The 14,297-nt window shown below is 39.7% G+C and carries 23 protein-coding genes; all 23 read left to right on the forward strand.

Features of this window, described 5'->3' with window-relative positions; all coding sequences use genetic code 11:
- Positions 1-79: 79 nt before the first annotated feature.
- The 23 genes from rplC (at position 80) to D9O48_RS16670 (ending at position 13,714) form a co-directional block, all read left to right on the forward strand.
- The gene (gene rplC, locus D9O48_RS16560) at positions 80-697 is read left to right on the forward strand and encodes a 50S ribosomal protein L3 (RefSeq protein ID WP_126974109.1); all 618 of its coding nucleotides are present in this window, start codon (positions 80-82) and stop codon (positions 695-697) included.
- Between the two features lie 68 nt (positions 698-765).
- Positions 766-1,401, forward strand: coding sequence for a 50S ribosomal protein L4 (gene rplD, locus D9O48_RS16565; RefSeq protein ID WP_126974110.1), 636 nt, complete (start codon positions 766-768; stop codon positions 1,399-1,401).
- A gap of 54 nt (positions 1,402-1,455) precedes the next feature.
- A complete protein-coding gene (gene rplW, locus D9O48_RS16570; protein WP_126974111.1) occupies positions 1,456-1,755 on the forward strand; it encodes a 50S ribosomal protein L23 in 300 nt (99 codons plus the stop codon).
- Between the two features lie 81 nt (positions 1,756-1,836).
- Complete coding sequence (rplB, locus tag D9O48_RS16575; protein ID WP_126974112.1) at positions 1,837-2,679, forward strand: 50S ribosomal protein L2; 843 nt, start codon at positions 1,837-1,839, stop codon at positions 2,677-2,679.
- Positions 2,680-2,707: 28 nt separating this feature from the next.
- Complete coding sequence (gene rpsS, locus D9O48_RS16580; protein WP_126974113.1) at positions 2,708-2,974, forward strand: 30S ribosomal protein S19; 267 nt, start codon at positions 2,708-2,710, stop codon at positions 2,972-2,974.
- 65 nt (positions 2,975-3,039) lie between these two features.
- Entirely contained in the window at positions 3,040-3,384 is a 345-nt protein-coding gene (gene rplV / locus D9O48_RS16585) for a 50S ribosomal protein L22 (RefSeq protein WP_126974114.1), read from the forward strand.
- Positions 3,385-3,409: 25 nt separating this feature from the next.
- Entirely contained in the window at positions 3,410-4,171 is a 762-nt protein-coding gene (gene rpsC, locus D9O48_RS16590) for a 30S ribosomal protein S3 (protein WP_126974115.1), read from the forward strand.
- 95 nt (positions 4,172-4,266) lie between these two features.
- Complete coding sequence (rplP, locus tag D9O48_RS16595) at positions 4,267-4,686, forward strand: 50S ribosomal protein L16 (RefSeq protein ID WP_126974116.1); 420 nt, start codon at positions 4,267-4,269, stop codon at positions 4,684-4,686.
- 105 nt (positions 4,687-4,791) lie between these two features.
- A complete protein-coding gene (rpmC, locus tag D9O48_RS16600) occupies positions 4,792-5,001 on the forward strand; it encodes a 50S ribosomal protein L29 (RefSeq protein WP_126974117.1) in 210 nt (69 codons plus the stop codon).
- A gap of 100 nt (positions 5,002-5,101) precedes the next feature.
- The gene (gene rpsQ, locus D9O48_RS16605) at positions 5,102-5,359 is read left to right on the forward strand and encodes a 30S ribosomal protein S17 (protein ID WP_126974118.1); all 258 of its coding nucleotides are present in this window, start codon (positions 5,102-5,104) and stop codon (positions 5,357-5,359) included.
- A 79-nt stretch (positions 5,360-5,438) separates the two neighbouring features.
- On the forward strand, positions 5,439-5,807 hold the full coding sequence (gene rplN, locus D9O48_RS16610; RefSeq protein WP_126974119.1) for a 50S ribosomal protein L14: 369 nt from the start codon (positions 5,439-5,441) through the stop codon (positions 5,805-5,807).
- Between the two features lie 71 nt (positions 5,808-5,878).
- A complete protein-coding gene (rplX, locus tag D9O48_RS16615; RefSeq protein WP_126974120.1) occupies positions 5,879-6,214 on the forward strand; it encodes a 50S ribosomal protein L24 in 336 nt (111 codons plus the stop codon).
- 32 nt (positions 6,215-6,246) lie between these two features.
- The gene (gene rplE, locus D9O48_RS16620) at positions 6,247-6,825 is read left to right on the forward strand and encodes a 50S ribosomal protein L5 (RefSeq protein ID WP_126974121.1); all 579 of its coding nucleotides are present in this window, start codon (positions 6,247-6,249) and stop codon (positions 6,823-6,825) included.
- Between the two features lie 80 nt (positions 6,826-6,905).
- Positions 6,906-7,175, forward strand: coding sequence for a 30S ribosomal protein S14 (rpsN, locus tag D9O48_RS16625; protein WP_126974122.1), 270 nt, complete (start codon positions 6,906-6,908; stop codon positions 7,173-7,175).
- 70 nt (positions 7,176-7,245) lie between these two features.
- The gene (gene rpsH / locus D9O48_RS16630; protein ID WP_126974123.1) at positions 7,246-7,644 is read left to right on the forward strand and encodes a 30S ribosomal protein S8; all 399 of its coding nucleotides are present in this window, start codon (positions 7,246-7,248) and stop codon (positions 7,642-7,644) included.
- Positions 7,645-7,750: 106 nt separating this feature from the next.
- Positions 7,751-8,305 (forward strand): 50S ribosomal protein L6, encoded by a 555-nt coding sequence (gene rplF / locus D9O48_RS16635; RefSeq protein ID WP_126974124.1) that lies wholly within the window; start codon positions 7,751-7,753, stop codon positions 8,303-8,305.
- A gap of 102 nt (positions 8,306-8,407) precedes the next feature.
- Entirely contained in the window at positions 8,408-8,761 is a 354-nt protein-coding gene (gene rplR, locus D9O48_RS16640) for a 50S ribosomal protein L18 (RefSeq protein ID WP_126974125.1), read from the forward strand.
- 35 nt (positions 8,762-8,796) lie between these two features.
- The gene (rpsE, locus tag D9O48_RS16645; protein WP_126974126.1) at positions 8,797-9,315 is read left to right on the forward strand and encodes a 30S ribosomal protein S5; all 519 of its coding nucleotides are present in this window, start codon (positions 8,797-8,799) and stop codon (positions 9,313-9,315) included.
- Positions 9,316-9,401: 86 nt separating this feature from the next.
- Entirely contained in the window at positions 9,402-9,581 is a 180-nt protein-coding gene (rpmD, locus tag D9O48_RS16650) for a 50S ribosomal protein L30 (RefSeq protein WP_126974127.1), read from the forward strand.
- A 114-nt stretch (positions 9,582-9,695) separates the two neighbouring features.
- Positions 9,696-10,145: a 50S ribosomal protein L15 gene (gene rplO / locus D9O48_RS16655; protein WP_126974128.1), complete on the forward strand. Its 450-nt coding sequence runs from the start codon at positions 9,696-9,698 to the stop codon at positions 10,143-10,145.
- Positions 10,146-10,219: 74 nt separating this feature from the next.
- Positions 10,220-11,545 (forward strand): preprotein translocase subunit SecY, encoded by a 1,326-nt coding sequence (secY, locus tag D9O48_RS16660; protein WP_126974129.1) that lies wholly within the window; start codon positions 10,220-10,222, stop codon positions 11,543-11,545.
- Between the two features lie 91 nt (positions 11,546-11,636).
- A complete protein-coding gene (gene map, locus D9O48_RS16665; protein WP_126974130.1) occupies positions 11,637-12,449 on the forward strand; it encodes a type I methionyl aminopeptidase in 813 nt (270 codons plus the stop codon).
- Between the two features lie 5 nt (positions 12,450-12,454).
- On the forward strand, positions 12,455-13,714 hold the full coding sequence (locus D9O48_RS16670) for a BaiN/RdsA family NAD(P)/FAD-dependent oxidoreductase (protein ID WP_126974131.1): 1,260 nt from the start codon (positions 12,455-12,457) through the stop codon (positions 13,712-13,714).
- The last annotated feature ends 583 nt before the right edge of the window (positions 13,715-14,297 follow it).

A 14,297-nucleotide genomic window follows, 5' to 3' on the forward strand; every position in this document is an offset into this window, starting at 1 on the left:
GTTGTACAGGCCGCGTATGCGCATAATGTATTTCTATTGCAATTGTCTCTTAAACCAAGAAGGCAAAAACAGAACAACGATGAAAGGAATCATTGGCAAAAAAATCGGGATGACCAGCATCTTCAGTCCTGATGGTAAGCAGACCTCCTGCACCATCATTGAAGCCGGTCCCTGTGTAGTTACTCAGGTAAAGACAAAAGATACTGACGGCTACAACGCAGTACAGATTGGGTACGGCGATAAGAAAGATAAGCACACTACTGGTGCTGAAAAAAATCACTTCGCAAAGGCAAATACAGCCGGTAAGAAAGTAGTAAAAGAATTCCGCGATTTTTCCATCGAAACAAATTTGGGTGATGCACTGACAGTTGAAATCTTCGCTGAAGGCGAGAAAGTAGAAGTTGTTGGTACAACAAAAGGTAAAGGTTTCCAGGGTGTTGTAAAACGTCATGGATTCTCTGGTGTTGGTGAGCAATCTCACGGACAACACGACCGTCAAAGAGCGCCAGGTTCAATTGGTAACTCTTCTGACGCTTCTCGCGTTTTCAAAGGTATGCGTATGGCTGGCCGTATGGGTAACGATCGCGTGAAAGTGAAAGGACTGAAAATATTGAAAATATTCCCTGAGAAAAATTACATCTTAGTGAGTGGTTCAGTACCAGGCCATAACGGTGCTATTGTTTTGATTCAGAAATAATCATTCTACACGAAAGTGAAACGACAGCGTAGCCTGCTGTATAAATAAGGCGATTAAAAATTAGTACAATGCAAGTAGATGTTTTAAATATAAAAGGTGGAAAAACAGGTCGTACTGTAGAGTTACCAGAAGAAATTTTTGGTGCAGAGCCGAACGATCACGTAATCTACCTGTCAGTTAAACAATATTTAGCTGCACAACGTCAGGGTACGCACAAAGTAAAGACCCGTTTAGAGGTTAAAGGGTCTAGCAAAAAGTTACACCGTCAGAAAGGTACCGGTGGTTCTCGTAAAGGTAACCTTCGTAACCCTTTATACAAAGGTGGTGGTACTATTTTCGGACCTAAGCCACGTGATTATAGCTTCAAATTAAACCGTAAGGTGAAAGATTTAGCAAAAATCAGTGCATTAAGTTATAAAGCAAAAGAGCAGGCGATCGTAATTGTTGAGGACATCAACTTAGATGCACCGAAAACAAAAGATGTAGTTGCGATTTTGAAAGCTTTAAACATTGATAGCAAGAAGTCATTAGTATTATTACCGGAAGAGAACAGTAACTTATATTTAAGCTTACGCAACATTCCAAGAGTAAATGGTACACACGTAGCTGATATTAATACTTATGACATTATCAATGCTGATGTTCTTGTGATTACAGAGGCGGTAGCGAAAATTTTCAGTGAGGAAGAAGAAGCAGCAGCTTAATTAGAAAGCTAGAATGCTAGCAATTATTTTCAAATTTTTTCAAATCGAGTTAATATGAAACTCTCAGAAGTGCTGATAAAACCGATTTTAACCGAGAAAAGCAATAAGCTTACTGATAAAGCAGCAACTTATGCATTCCGTGTTAATCGTAAGGCGAATAAACTGGAAATTAAAAAAGCGGTAGAGAGCTTTTATGGTGTAAAAATTATAGAAGTAAACACTATCGTAGTTCCGGGAAAAGCTAAAAGTCGTTTCACTAAAGCTGGTTTTATTTCAGGTGTTAAGCCTGCTTATAAAAAAGCATATGTAAAAGTAGCTGAAGGTGAAGCAATCGATTTATACGCAAATATTTAATCGACCTTTTAAATAGTATGGCGAGTCAATCGCCGCGAAGCATTGACAAACGAATTTTAAAAACTGAATAAGCACTAAAAAATGGCAGTAAAGAAGTTTAAACCAATGACTGCGGGAACGCGTTGGAGAATCGGCAATGCTTATGCTGAGGTTACTACCAATGTACCTGAAAAGTCATTAGTTGAGAAAGTAAAGTCTACTGGTGGCCGTAACGCGCAAGGTCGCAGATCTATGCGTTATATCGGTGGTGGAAATAAAAAAATGTATCGTGTAATTGATTTCAAACGTAACAAGAGTGAAATTCCTGCTACAGTTGTATCAATCGAATACGATCCGAACCGTACAGCGTTCATCGCATTATTGAATTATGCTGATGGTGAGAAAAGATATATTTTGGCACCGCAAGGTTTGCAGGTAGGTACTACTGTAGTGTCTGGTGACGCAGTAGCTCCTGAAATTGGAAACTCATTGCAAATGAAGAACATGCCATTAGGTACTAACATCCATAACATTGAGATGCAGCCTGGTCAGGGTGGTAAATTAGTACGTAGTGCAGGTACTTCAGCACAGCTTACCAACAAAGAAGAGCGTTATGCAGTATTGAAAATGCCTTCTGGTGAACTAAGAAAAGTATTGATCAACTGTTACGCTACAGTAGGTGTAGTATCTAACGGAGATCATAGCTTGGAAACAATGGGTAAAGCAGGTCGTAACCGTTGGAAAGGCATTCGTCCTAGAACCCGCGGTGTAGCGATGAACCCGGTAGATCACCCGATGGGTGGTGGTGAAGGTAGAAGCTCTGGTGGTCACCCACGCTCAAGAACCGGTAAATATGCGAAAGGTTTGAAAACCCGTAAGCGCGGTAAAGGCAGTGACAAACTGATTCTACAGAGAAAAGATGGTAAGAAATTAGCCAAAAAATAACTTTTTAAACATCAACTAAAATCAAGATATGGCTCGTTCAATTAAAAAAGGTCCTTATGTAGCCACTAAATTGGAGAAAAAGGTTTTAGCAGTAAACGAAGGCAAAACGAAGAAAGGTGTGATCAAGACTTGGAGCCGTCGTTCAACTATTACTCCGGATTTTGTGGGACATACCTTGGCGGTGCACAATGGCAATAAATTCATCCCTGTTTATGTGACAGAATTTATGGTTGGCCACAAATTAGGAGAGTTTGCACCTACCCGTAATTTCAGAGGACACGCAAATAAAAAGTAATCACTAAGTTTCTGGGTTTTGAAAGCTAAAGTGAGTAGAAACCAGAAATGTTGAAATAATAAAAAATGGAAGCAGTAGCTAAACTTAAGAATTATCCAACATCACCGCGCAGAATGCGTTTGCTAGCTGATGAGATCCGTGGAATGGAAGTGGAGAAAGCATTGGCATTACTGGAGTTTCACCCACAGCATTCAGCCACTCCTTTATACAAATTATTGAAGAGTGCTATCAATAACTGGGAGCAGAAGAATGAGGGTCAGGGCGTAGCAGATGTAAACCTGATCGTTAAAACGATCTTCGTTGATGGTGCCCGTACGATCAAACGTATGTTACCAGCTCCGCAAGGTAGAGCATATCGCCTACGTAAGCGTAGCAATCACGTAACGATAATTGTAGATGCTAAAAACTAATTTTCAAATTTTCAAATTGAAATAAATGGGTCAGAAAACAAATCCTATTGGTGCCAGGTTGGGGATCATTCGTGGTTGGGAATCCAACTGGTATGGTAACAAAAAAGATTTTTCTACCAAATTGATCGAGGATAATAAAATCAGAACTTATTTGAATGCTCGTATCAATAAAGGTGGAATCGCTAAAATCGTTATTGAGCGTACGCTGAATAAACTGATTGTTACCATTCACACTTCTAAGCCAGGTATCATCATAGGTAAAGGTGGCAACGAAGTTGACCGTATTAAAGAAGAGCTGAAAAAATTGACTGGTAAAGAAGACGTACAAATCAACATCCTGGAGATTCGTCGTCCTGAATTGGATGCGATGATTGTAGGTGATACGATTGCGCGTCAGATTGAGAACCGTATCAATTATAAAAGAGCTATCAAAATGGCGATCGCTTCAGCATTACGTATGGGTGCAGAAGGTATCAAAATTAAAGTAAGCGGCCGTTTAGGTGGTGCTGAAATTGCTCGTTCAGAAGAAATCAAACAAGGACGTACTCCATTACATACATTACGTATGGATATCGATTATGCAAACGTATTTGCATTAACCGTGTACGGTAAAATCGGTATCAAAGTATGGATCTGTAAAGGTGAAGTCTTAGGACAAAGAGATTTGAATCCGAACTTCGTAGGTGGTAAAAGTGAAGTAAGCGACAGAAGAGAGCGTAGAGATGGCGGTGGCGAAAGAAGAGGTGGTGGAAATAACCGTAACCGCGGAGAAAAAAGACCAGCATAAAATACTGTTCAACGATGCGATAACGACGGTGAATCAGTAAAGTGAGGCAGAATCGTTATCAAGATCAATTTTAAAATTTTCAAATAGTTTTATAAATGTTACAGCCTAAAAGAACGAAACACAGGAAATCCCAAAAAGGACGTATCCGTGAGGTTGCTAAAAGAGGAACTTCAATTTCATTCGGTTCTTTCGCCATTAAAGCTCTGGAGCCTGTATGGTTAACCAACCGTCAGATTGAAGCAGCTCGTCAGGCTATGACCCGCGCAATGAAACGTGAGGGTAACGTATGGATTCGTGTTTTCCCTGATAAATCAGTTACTCGTAAGCCTTTAGAAGTACGTATGGGTAAAGGTAAAGGTAACCCTGAGTTTTGGGCAGCAGTTGTAGAACCAGGTCGTATCCTTTTCGAATGCGATGGTGTTCCTTTACAAGTTGCTAAAGATGCTATGGAGTTAGCGGCGCAAAAATTGCCGATCAAAACGAAATTCATTGTTCGTAGAGACCTTCAAGCATAATCCAAACCGGAAAGTTTGAAATTCGAAAAAAAGGTGAAGTATGGTCGTGCATCTTTCCTTTTCAACTTCAAATTTTCAAATTTTCGAAATTCAAATTTATAAACAATGTCAAAGAAAATTGAGTTCTTAAATAGTCTGAAAGATCTGTCTGTAGCAGATTTACAGGCGCGCATTCAGGAAGATGAGTTGCGTTTGAAGAAGCTCGAGTTTGCTCACGCAATTTCTCCTTTAGAGAATCCAATGAGCATCCGTGCTTTACGCAAAGACATCGCTCGCTTAAAAACGCTTTTAACGGGTAAATCTAATAATGCGTAAGGTGTCAATTTCGAAAGAAGTTGTTACCAATTAGATAGTAGACAATTTTTAAATTATATGTCTTTGCAAAACAAAGGCAAATAGCTAAAAGCTAAATAGTATGTCTGAAAGAAATTTGCGTAAAACTAGAACAGGGGTGGTTACTAGCAATAAAATGGACAAAACCATCACCGTTGCAGTTGAAAGAAAGGTGAAACACCCTATCTATGGCAAGTTCGTAAAAAAGACCACGAAGTTCCACGCTCATGATGAAAAAAATGAAACTGGAATTGGCGATACGGTTAAAATTATGGAGACTCGCCCATTAAGTAAAACAAAGCGTTGGAGACTGGTTGAGATCGTTGAGAAAGCGAAATAGTACTCCGCATTTGTTCATAAACATTTTTTAATCATTTGCTGTTAGCAATTGCTAACGGTAGGAGCTAAAGCTTAATACAATGATTCAGCAAGAAAGCCGATTAAACGTAGCTGATAATAGTGGCGCAAAAGAAGTACTTTGTATTCGCGTACTGGGAAACAGCGGCCAGGATTACGCCAAAATTGGTGATAAAATCGTGGTTACTGTAAAAGATGCTATCCCAGCAGGTGGAATCAAAAAAGGAACCGTTACTAAAGCCGTAATTGTTCGTACTAAAAACAAATTACGTCGTAAAGATGGTTCTTATATCCGTTTCGACGACAATGCAGTAGTATTATTGAACAACTCTGACGATCCAAGAGGTACTCGTATCTTCGGACCAGTTGCTCGTGAATTGCGCGATAAAGGATACATGAAAATTATTTCGTTGGCTCCTGAAGTTCTTTAATACCCGTTCAATGCAATTGCAAAGAACAGAAAGCAAGTCAATAATTCTCTTTTGAGAAAAATTATACGAAAATGAGTAATCGATTCAAACCTAAATTTAATATCAAAAAAGGTGATACCGTAGTGGTAATCGCTGGTGATGATAAAAACAGAACCACTCCTAAAAAGGTGTTGGAAGTATTTCCTGAAACTGGTAAAATATTAGTGGAAGGCGTGAATATCATCACTAAACATACCAAACCGTCAGCACGTGAGACGAAAGGTGGCATCGTTAAAAAAGAAGCCCCTATCAATATCTCTAACGTGATGTTATGGGATGCTAAAGCTGGTGCTCCTGCTAAAGTGAAACGCACTCGCAACAATGGCAAATTGGTACGTATTTCAAAAAAATCCGGAGAGGCTATCTAATCAGACATCCTTACACGGATAAATTTTAAGACATGAGCACAACAAATTATACTCCAAGATTAGCAGACAAGTACAAAAAAGATGTTGTACCTGCTTTGATGAAGCGTTTTAACTACGACAGCGTAATGCAGGTTCCTCGTTTAGAAAAAATCTGCTTGAACCGCGGTGTTAATGGCGCAGTAACTGATAAAAAGTTAGTGGATGTAGCTGTTGATGAATTAACGCTAATCACTGGTCAAAAAGCAGTGCCTACTTTGTCTAAAAAAGATATCTCTAACTTCAAATTGCGTAAAAATATGCCAATTGGAGCAAGAGTAACTTTAAGAGGTACGCAGATGTACGAATTCTTAGACAGATTAATCGCTACCGCTTTACCACGTGTACGTGACTTCAAAGGAATCAATGATAAAGCTTTCGACGGCAGAGGTAACTATACCTTAGGCGTTACAGAGCAAATCATCTTCCCTGAAATCGATATCGATAAAGTAAATAAAATTACCGGTTTAGATATCACTTTCGTTACCACTGCTGGTACTAACGAAGAAGCTTACGAGCTTTTGAAAGAGTTAGGAATGCCTTTCAAAAACATTCGTAAAGAGCAAGCTATTTAGTACTCAACATTTTAGTGAGTGGGCAAGTACTAAGTAGTATACTACCGATTCAACATTATAAAAAATCGAAATTTACAATTATGGCTAAAGAGTCAGTTAAAGCCAGACAAAGAAAAAGAGAACGCATGGTTGCTCAGTACGCTGAAAAACGTGCTGCATTAAAAGCTGCCGGCGATTGGGCTGCATTAGACGAATTACCAAAAAATTCATCTTCTGTTCGTCTTAAAAACCGTTGTCAATTAACAGGACGTCCTAAAGGTTACATCCGTTACTTCGGTGTTTCTCGTGTTACTTTCCGTGACATGGCTTTACAGGGAAAAATTCCGGGAGTTAGAAAAGCTTCTTGGTAATCGGTTGTTCGAAACAACAGATCTTCACCCGATTTCAAACAAATTGTGAACTGATATAATATCAAATAAAATGGTAACTGATCCCATAGCAGATTTCTTGACCAGAGTTCGTAATGCGCAGATGGCTGGCCACAGGATCGTTGAAATCCCAGCTTCAAACTTAAAAAAACGTATTACCGAAATTCTTTACGATCAAGGTTATATCTTAAAATATAAATTTGAGGATGATAATAAACAAGGTGTGATTAAAATCGCCCTTAAATATGATGCTCAAAGTAAAGAGCCTGCTATCAAATCTTTGGAAAGAGTTAGCCGTCCTGGTTTACGCCAATACGCTAGCCCTGCTGAATTCAAAAGAGTGAAAAACGGCTTAGGAATCGCTATCGTTTCTACTTCTAAAGGAGTAATGACCGATAAACAAGCGAAAGTAAACAACGTAGGTGGCGAAGTTCTTTGCTACATCTACTAGTAATATTTAGAAAATATTCAGGTTGAGTTGATCATTAAGTTTTCTATACGGAGCTGAACTCGCTCAACCATTATCATCTATTATTTATAATTAATAATTAATTACTATGTCTCGTATAGGTAAAAAACCTGTTGTCATCCCTGCCGGTGTTACCATCACTGTTGGTAAAGATAACGTGGTAACTGTAAAAGGACCTAAAGGCGAATTAAAACAAACTATCGATAGAGATATCACGGTAGAAGTAAAAGACGGTGAACTGAACGTAACCCGTCCTACTGAACAAATTCGTCACCGTGCCATGCACGGTTTATACCGCTCGCTTGTAGCAAATATGGTAAAAGGTGTTACTGAAGGATTCGAGAAAAAACTCGAATTAGTGGGTGTGGGTTATAAAGCTTCTAACCAAGGTAATGTCCTGGATTTATCTTTAGGATATTCTCACAATATTATTTTTGACGTACCGTCTGAACTGACTGTAGTAACTCAAACTGAAAAAGGGGATAACCCGAAAATCACTTTGACCGGTGTCGACAAACAATTATTAGGTCAGGTAGCAGCAAAAATCCGTAGTTTACGTAAACCTGAGCCTTACAAAGGAAAAGGTGTTAAATACGTGGGCGAATTTATCCGTCGTAAAGCCGGTAAAGCTGCTGGTAAATAGTTTAATCTCTAAAGTGAGTGCTTTTCTCACTCACTTTAGAACCTTATATATTCTACTAATAAGAATTACTTCCGGCAGTATCGGAAGAAAAAAATAAATACAATGAATAATAAATCTTTAAGAAGACAGAAAATCCGTTACAATATCCGTAAGAAAGTTGCGGGTGTTGCTCAAAAACCAAGATTGGCTGTTTTCAGAAGTAATACCGACATCTACGTTCAACTTATTGACGATGTAAACGGTGCAACGCTGGCTTCTGCTTCTTCTAAAGCAAAAGACATTACCGCTCAAAAAGGTACAAAAGTTGAAAAAAGTAAATTGGTTGGATTAGCCATTGCTCAGAAAGCTACAGAATTAGGCATTACTACTGTTGTTTTTGACCGTGGTGGTAACCTTTATCACGGCCGCGTTAAAGCAATCGCTGATGGCGCACGCGAAGGTGGTCTTCAATTCTAATCCTCTATTTTAAAACAGAATTTCAAATTGAAATAATGGCAAAAGTTAATTTAAACAGAGTAAAAGCCGGCGATCTGGAGCTTAAAGAGAAAGTGGTAGCTATCAACCGTGTTGTTAAAACAACCAAAGGTGGTCGTGCATTCAGCTTTTCTGCTTTAGTAGTAGTGGGTAACGGAAGCGGTGTGGTAGGTCATGGTTTAGGTAAAGCTAAAGAAGTTCAAGAGGCTATTACCAAAGGTATCGAAGATGCTAAAAAGAACCTGATTAAAGTTCCTATCATGAAAGGTACTGTTCCTCATGATCAATTAGCTAAAGAAGGTGCAGCTATAGTTTTAATTAAACCTGCAGCTCAAGGTACCGGTGTAATTTCCGGAGGTAGCATGCGTGCTGTACTGGAAAGCGCTGGTGTAACCGACGTATTGGCTAAATCTTTAGGTTCAGCTAACCCTCACAACGTGGTAAAAGCAACTTTTAAAGCTTTATCATTATTACGTGAACCAGTTACTGTAGCCCAAACACGCAAAGTGGCTTTGAAGAAGGTATTCAATGGTTAAATAGTACAAGGGTAAATCCGGTTTCAAATTCTTGAATTTATTTCATACATTTGCTTCCCTTTTACTGGGTACTGAAACATATTATAATGAAAAAGATTAAAATAACACTTGTAAAAAGTGCCATCGACCGCCCGGAACGCCAAAAGCTGACCTTGCAGGCGCTGGGATTAAATAAATTACATGTTTCTAAAGAAGTAGAAACTACTCCCCAAATCTTAGGTATGATCCGTAAGGTAAACCACCTATTGAAAGTGGAAGAAATCTAATTCAGAAATAACTTTTTAGCTTACAATGCTTTATTTTGCATTGTAAGCTTTCCTATTTTTATTATTAATTATTTAGCGAGGGGAGTCAACCCCGTTGAGTTAAAAAAACATCTCATGAAATTACATCAAATTAGACCAGCGAAAGGCGCAACACACAAAGAGAAAAGATTAGGACGTGGTGAAGCTTCCGGTAAAGGTGGTACTTCAACCAAAGGTAACAAAGGTGGTCAAAGCCGTGCCGGTTACAGCCGTAAAATCGCCTTCGAAGGTGGTCAGATGCCTATCCAACGCCGTACTCCTAAACGTGGATTTAACAACATTAACCGCGTTGAGTTCAAAGTGTTCAACTTAGGTCAGGTAGATCATTTGGTTGAAAAATACGAATTACAAGAGTTCTCTTTAGAAAACCTGTACATCAATAACCTGGTGAACAGAACCGATAAAGTGAAGATCCTTGCCAATGGTGAGTTGAAAAACAAAGTTAGCTTCCGTGTGAATGCTGTTAGTGAGAAAGCTAAAGCTGCTATCGAAGCTGCTGGCGGGTCAGTAGAAATCGTAAAGTAATTTATGTAACTTGCGTAGACGCATGAAAATGCGTCTTTTTTGTTTAAGCGATCATTTAAAAATTTCTACAGTCCGTGAAAAAATTTATTCAGACGCTCAAGAATATTTGGAGCATCCCAGAACTGAGAAGTAAAATCACTGTTACCTTAGCGTTTATCGCAATCTACCGCTTAGGTACACACATCGTACTTCCCGGGATGGATCCTTCCAAAATTAACACTGCTGCCTCCAGTGGAGGTATCCTTGGTCTTATCGACGCTTTTGCCGGTGGTGCCTTCTCGCAAGCTTCTATCCTTGCCTTAGGTATCATGCCGTACATCTCTGCTTCAATCTTTATGCAGCTGATGACCCTTCTTTATCCGCGGTTCCAGAAAATGCAAAAAGAAGGCGAAAGCGGAAGAAAAAAAATTAACCAATACACCCGTGTTCTTACGGTAATTGTTGCTATCCTTCAGTCCAGCGCGTACGTTGCTTTCCTTCAGAAAACAAGTGGTGACGCAATGCTCGCAGCTTACAAAGACTATTTCTGGTTCAGCACTACCATCATTCTAACCGCAGGTACTTTATTCGTTATGTGGTTGAGTGAAAGAATCACCGACAAAGGTTTAGGAAACGGTTCTTCTGTTATCATCATGGTGGGTATCCTGGCCCGTTTGCCTCAGTCGCTGTGGCAAGAGTGGTTAGCTCGCTCTACCAGCGGTGGCGGCGGATTATTCTTCTTCCTGATCGAAATCGCTGTTTTCGTAGCAATCGTTATGGGATTAATCGTATTAATTCAAGCTGTACGTAAAATTCCTCTTCAATACGCTAAACAAATCGTTGGTGCCAAACAATTCGGCGGAGCACGTCAGTTCCTGCCATTCAAATTGTACAGCGCCGGGGTAATGCCAATCATCTTCGCTCAGGCGATCATGTTCTTACCTACCTTGTTCAGCAACTTCGATTCTACTAAAGGTATCGCTCAGATTTTCAGCGACCACTCTAACGCATGGTATATGGTCGTGTACTCTGTAATGGTAATCGCATTTACCTACGTTTACACCGCATTGATCTATAATCCGCGTCAGATCGCAGACGATCTGAGAAGAAGCAATGGTTTTATTCCGGGTGTTCAGCCTGGTCAGCCAACTGCTGATTATATCGCAGCTATCTTCGATAGAATTACCTTACCAGGTGCTATCTTATTAGCTTTAGTAGGTATCTTACCCGGCTTCGCTCAACGCTTAGGTGTTCAGCCAAGCTTCTCTACCTTCTTTGGTGGTACTTCGTTACTCATCATGGTGGGTGTTGTATTAGATACTTTACAACAAATCGAAACTCAATTGTTAATGCGCCAGTATGATGGTTTGATGAATAGTGGTCGTATCCAGGGTCGTCAGACTACTACTACCCCTATCTAAGCATTGATAATAGAATAAATATTTAAACCTGACCACTCACTGCCAAACAGTTTGAGGTCAGGTTTTGTTATAATAAAAATATCTCAGCGTTATGGTTTTTTATAAAACGCCTGCCGAAATCGAACTAATGCGCGAAAGTGCCCTGTCGGTGAGCAGAACTTTAACAGAAGTAGCAAAAATGCTTAAACCGGGTATTACCACCCTCTCGCTCGATAAATTCATCGGTGAATATATCCGCGATAATGGAGGTGTGCCTTCGTTTCTGAATTACAACGGCTATCCGTTTAACAGCTGCATTTCTGTCAATGATGTAGTGGTACACGGTTTTCCGAATGAAAAAGAGTTGAAAGACGGTGATATTATCTCCGTTGACATCGGCGTCTTTAAAAACGGGTTCCATGGCGACCACGCTTATACTTTCGCTATCGGTGATGTTCCGGCTGATATTATGCAGCTCATCCGCGTTACCAAAGAATCTTTGTACAAAGGCATCGAAAAAGCCGTAGTCAACAACAGAATCGGCGATATCGCTTTTGCCATTCAGAATCATACCGAAAAGAAACACGGCTACGGTGTGGTGCGTGAACTGGTAGGCCACGGCCTCGGACGAAAAATGCACGAAGACCCGCAGGTGCCTAACTATGGTAGAAGAGGTGAAGGCCCTAAATTGAAAGAAGGACTGGTGCTTGCCATCGAACCGATGATCAACATGGGTACGAAAGACGTATTCACTGAACCTGATGGCTGGACGATCAGAACCATGGACGGAAAACCATCTGTTCACTTTGAACACGATGTGTGTGTGAAAAAAGGTAAGGCAGATATTTTATCTGATTACACACCGATTGAAGCTGCTGAAAAAGCGAATATCGAATTGAAAACAGAAGAAGCTGCTACTGCTTAAAATATATGAAACATCGACCTCATCTGATCGTAATCGGAGGTGGCGCGGCAGGTTTTTTTACTGCTGTGAATGCTGCCAGGTTACATCCCGGTTTACAAGTCTCTATTGTTGAAAAAACGAATAAACTGCTGTCGAAAGTGAAAATTTCGGGAGGAGGTCGATGTAATGTAACACATGCGTGTTTTGAAATTCCCGAGCTGGTGAAAAAATATCCCCGGGGTGGAAACGTACTGAAAAAATCGTTTCATCATTTCTATACGCAAAACACCATTGACTGGTTTCAGGAAAGAGGTGTTAAACTACATGCGGAAGCAGACGGACGCATGTTTCCCACCACCAACAACTCACAAACAATTATAGATTGTTTATTGGCGGAAGCGAACCGATACCAGGTGAAAATTGTCACCGGTGCCGGCGTGAATGCCATTCATCCCAAAGAAAAAGGTTTTGACCTCGATGTGCAATACGCACACGGTAACGAGGTTTTACAGGCCGACTATGTGGTGATTGCTACCGGTGGACAACCGAAGTTATCAATGTTCGACTGGTTATCACCGTTAGGTTTAAATATTATTCCCCCGCAACCTTCTTTATTTACTTTTAATTTACCTAAACATCCCATTACCGGATTAATGGGTGTATCAGTAGCACAGGCTGCTGTAAAAATTATCGGAACCAAACTCACAGAAACCGGTCCGGTATTAATTACCCACTGGGGATTATCAGGTCCGGCAGTATTAAAGTTAAGCGCCTGGGGCGCTACAGAATTAGCTGATTTAAAGTATCAGTTCAATGCACAGGTAAACTGGTTACCCGGGTTTAATGACCAGACGATCGTGCCTACGATGCAGTCGCTCCGTTTTGGCAAAGCCACTCAACAGATCATTACCAAATCTCCATTTGCTGCCATCCCGAACAGACTATGGCAGTTCCTCGTAAAAGCAGCCGGTATACCCGAGCAGATGCGCTGGGCCGATTTGCCTGCTAAGAGCGAAAATAAGCTCATTCAACACCTGGTGAATTTTACTGTAGCCGTAAACGGAAAAACGACCTTTAAAGAGGAGTTTGTTACGGCTGGAGGTATCGATACCAAAGAGATCGTTCCGCAAACTTTAGAATTTAAAAAATATCCGGGTTTATTCGCCGCCGGTGAAGTATTGAATATTGACGGCATAACAGGCGGCTTCAACTTTCAGAATGCCTGGACAAACGGATTTTTGATTGCAGAGGCGTTGAAAGGTAAACTGTCGGTGCAGGGTGTTTGATATTATCAATAATTTTAAGATGGGTTAGTTGGGATTACTTATTTAAACTTAGTTGAATACATTTTCTTTTGTTTAGCTTAAATATTAAAATACACCCTATATTTAGTATTGATTTTAAAAGGAAGGAGAGATATATTCTTTCTCCGAAATAAATGTATTAGGCCTTAGCTAAAGATGATTTGTATCTGAGCAGGTAATAAAAATTAATACTTTTCCCTCTTTAGTAAAAAAGCAATGTGAAAGGTTACTATAAAATAAGTGAATTGGAATTTGGCGCCAATATCTTAGCTGTTAAGAAAGCATTTAGATTTTTTGAGCCCAATAATTATTTTTATCCTAACAATGTTAAGTAGAAAATACTTCGACCCAATCCTAATTTTCAAAAAAAATATTAGGATGGTTTTTAACTGTAATATTTTCAATAAGTATTTTAGGGCAATTCATTCCTTTAAGTAATGAGCATTTTGTACCTGCAGCGCTTAGTACACTTTCTATTACCATTGGTTTATAGGAATGGGATTTTATCTTATAGAGCATGGTAATGATAAGAATTTTAATGAAAAGGCACTCACAAAAGTAGATT

It is taken from the genome of Gynurincola endophyticus, assembly GCF_003991195.1.
Taxonomy (GTDB): Bacteria; Bacteroidota; Bacteroidia; order Chitinophagales; family Chitinophagaceae; genus Gynurincola; species Gynurincola endophyticus.

Bases quoted from the DNA above. Each gene is read 5' to 3' on its own strand.
- rpmC (WP_126974117.1), top strand. From the start codon at position 4,792: ATGTCAAAGAAAATTGAGTTCTTAAATAGTCTGAAAGATCTGTCTGTA.
- rplW (WP_126974111.1), top strand. From the start codon at position 1,456: ATGAAACTCTCAGAAGTGCTGATAAAACCGATTTTAACCGAGAAAAGC.
- rpsC (WP_126974115.1), top strand. From the start codon at position 3,410: ATGGGTCAGAAAACAAATCCTATTGGTGCCAGGTTGGGGATCATTCGT.
- rplV (WP_126974114.1), top strand. From the start codon at position 3,040: ATGGAAGCAGTAGCTAAACTTAAGAATTATCCAACATCACCGCGCAGA.
- rplD (WP_126974110.1), top strand. From the start codon at position 766: ATGCAAGTAGATGTTTTAAATATAAAAGGTGGAAAAACAGGTCGTACT.
- rpsS (WP_126974113.1), top strand. From the start codon at position 2,708: ATGGCTCGTTCAATTAAAAAAGGTCCTTATGTAGCCACTAAATTGGAG.
- rpsE (WP_126974126.1), top strand. From the start codon at position 8,797: ATGGCAAAAGTTAATTTAAACAGAGTAAAAGCCGGCGATCTGGAGCTT.
- rplC (WP_126974109.1), top strand. From the start codon at position 80: ATGAAAGGAATCATTGGCAAAAAAATCGGGATGACCAGCATCTTCAGT.
- D9O48_RS16670 (WP_126974131.1), top strand. From the start codon at position 12,455: ATGAAACATCGACCTCATCTGATCGTAATCGGAGGTGGCGCGGCAGGT.
- rplB (WP_126974112.1), top strand. From the start codon at position 1,837: ATGGCAGTAAAGAAGTTTAAACCAATGACTGCGGGAACGCGTTGGAGA.
- rpsH (WP_126974123.1), top strand. From the start codon at position 7,246: ATGGTAACTGATCCCATAGCAGATTTCTTGACCAGAGTTCGTAATGCG.
- rplP (WP_126974116.1), top strand. From the start codon at position 4,267: ATGTTACAGCCTAAAAGAACGAAACACAGGAAATCCCAAAAAGGACGT.
- rplN (WP_126974119.1), top strand. From the start codon at position 5,439: ATGATTCAGCAAGAAAGCCGATTAAACGTAGCTGATAATAGTGGCGCA.
- rpsN (WP_126974122.1), top strand. From the start codon at position 6,906: ATGGCTAAAGAGTCAGTTAAAGCCAGACAAAGAAAAAGAGAACGCATG.
- rplR (WP_126974125.1), top strand. From the start codon at position 8,408: ATGAATAATAAATCTTTAAGAAGACAGAAAATCCGTTACAATATCCGT.
- rpsQ (WP_126974118.1), top strand. From the start codon at position 5,102: ATGTCTGAAAGAAATTTGCGTAAAACTAGAACAGGGGTGGTTACTAGC.
- rplX (WP_126974120.1), top strand. From the start codon at position 5,879: ATGAGTAATCGATTCAAACCTAAATTTAATATCAAAAAAGGTGATACC.
- rplE (WP_126974121.1), top strand. From the start codon at position 6,247: ATGAGCACAACAAATTATACTCCAAGATTAGCAGACAAGTACAAAAAA.
- map (WP_126974130.1), top strand. From the start codon at position 11,637: ATGGTTTTTTATAAAACGCCTGCCGAAATCGAACTAATGCGCGAAAGT.
- rplO (WP_126974128.1), top strand. From the start codon at position 9,696: ATGAAATTACATCAAATTAGACCAGCGAAAGGCGCAACACACAAAGAG.
- rplF (WP_126974124.1), top strand. From the start codon at position 7,751: ATGTCTCGTATAGGTAAAAAACCTGTTGTCATCCCTGCCGGTGTTACC.
- rpmD (WP_126974127.1), top strand. From the start codon at position 9,402: ATGAAAAAGATTAAAATAACACTTGTAAAAAGTGCCATCGACCGCCCG.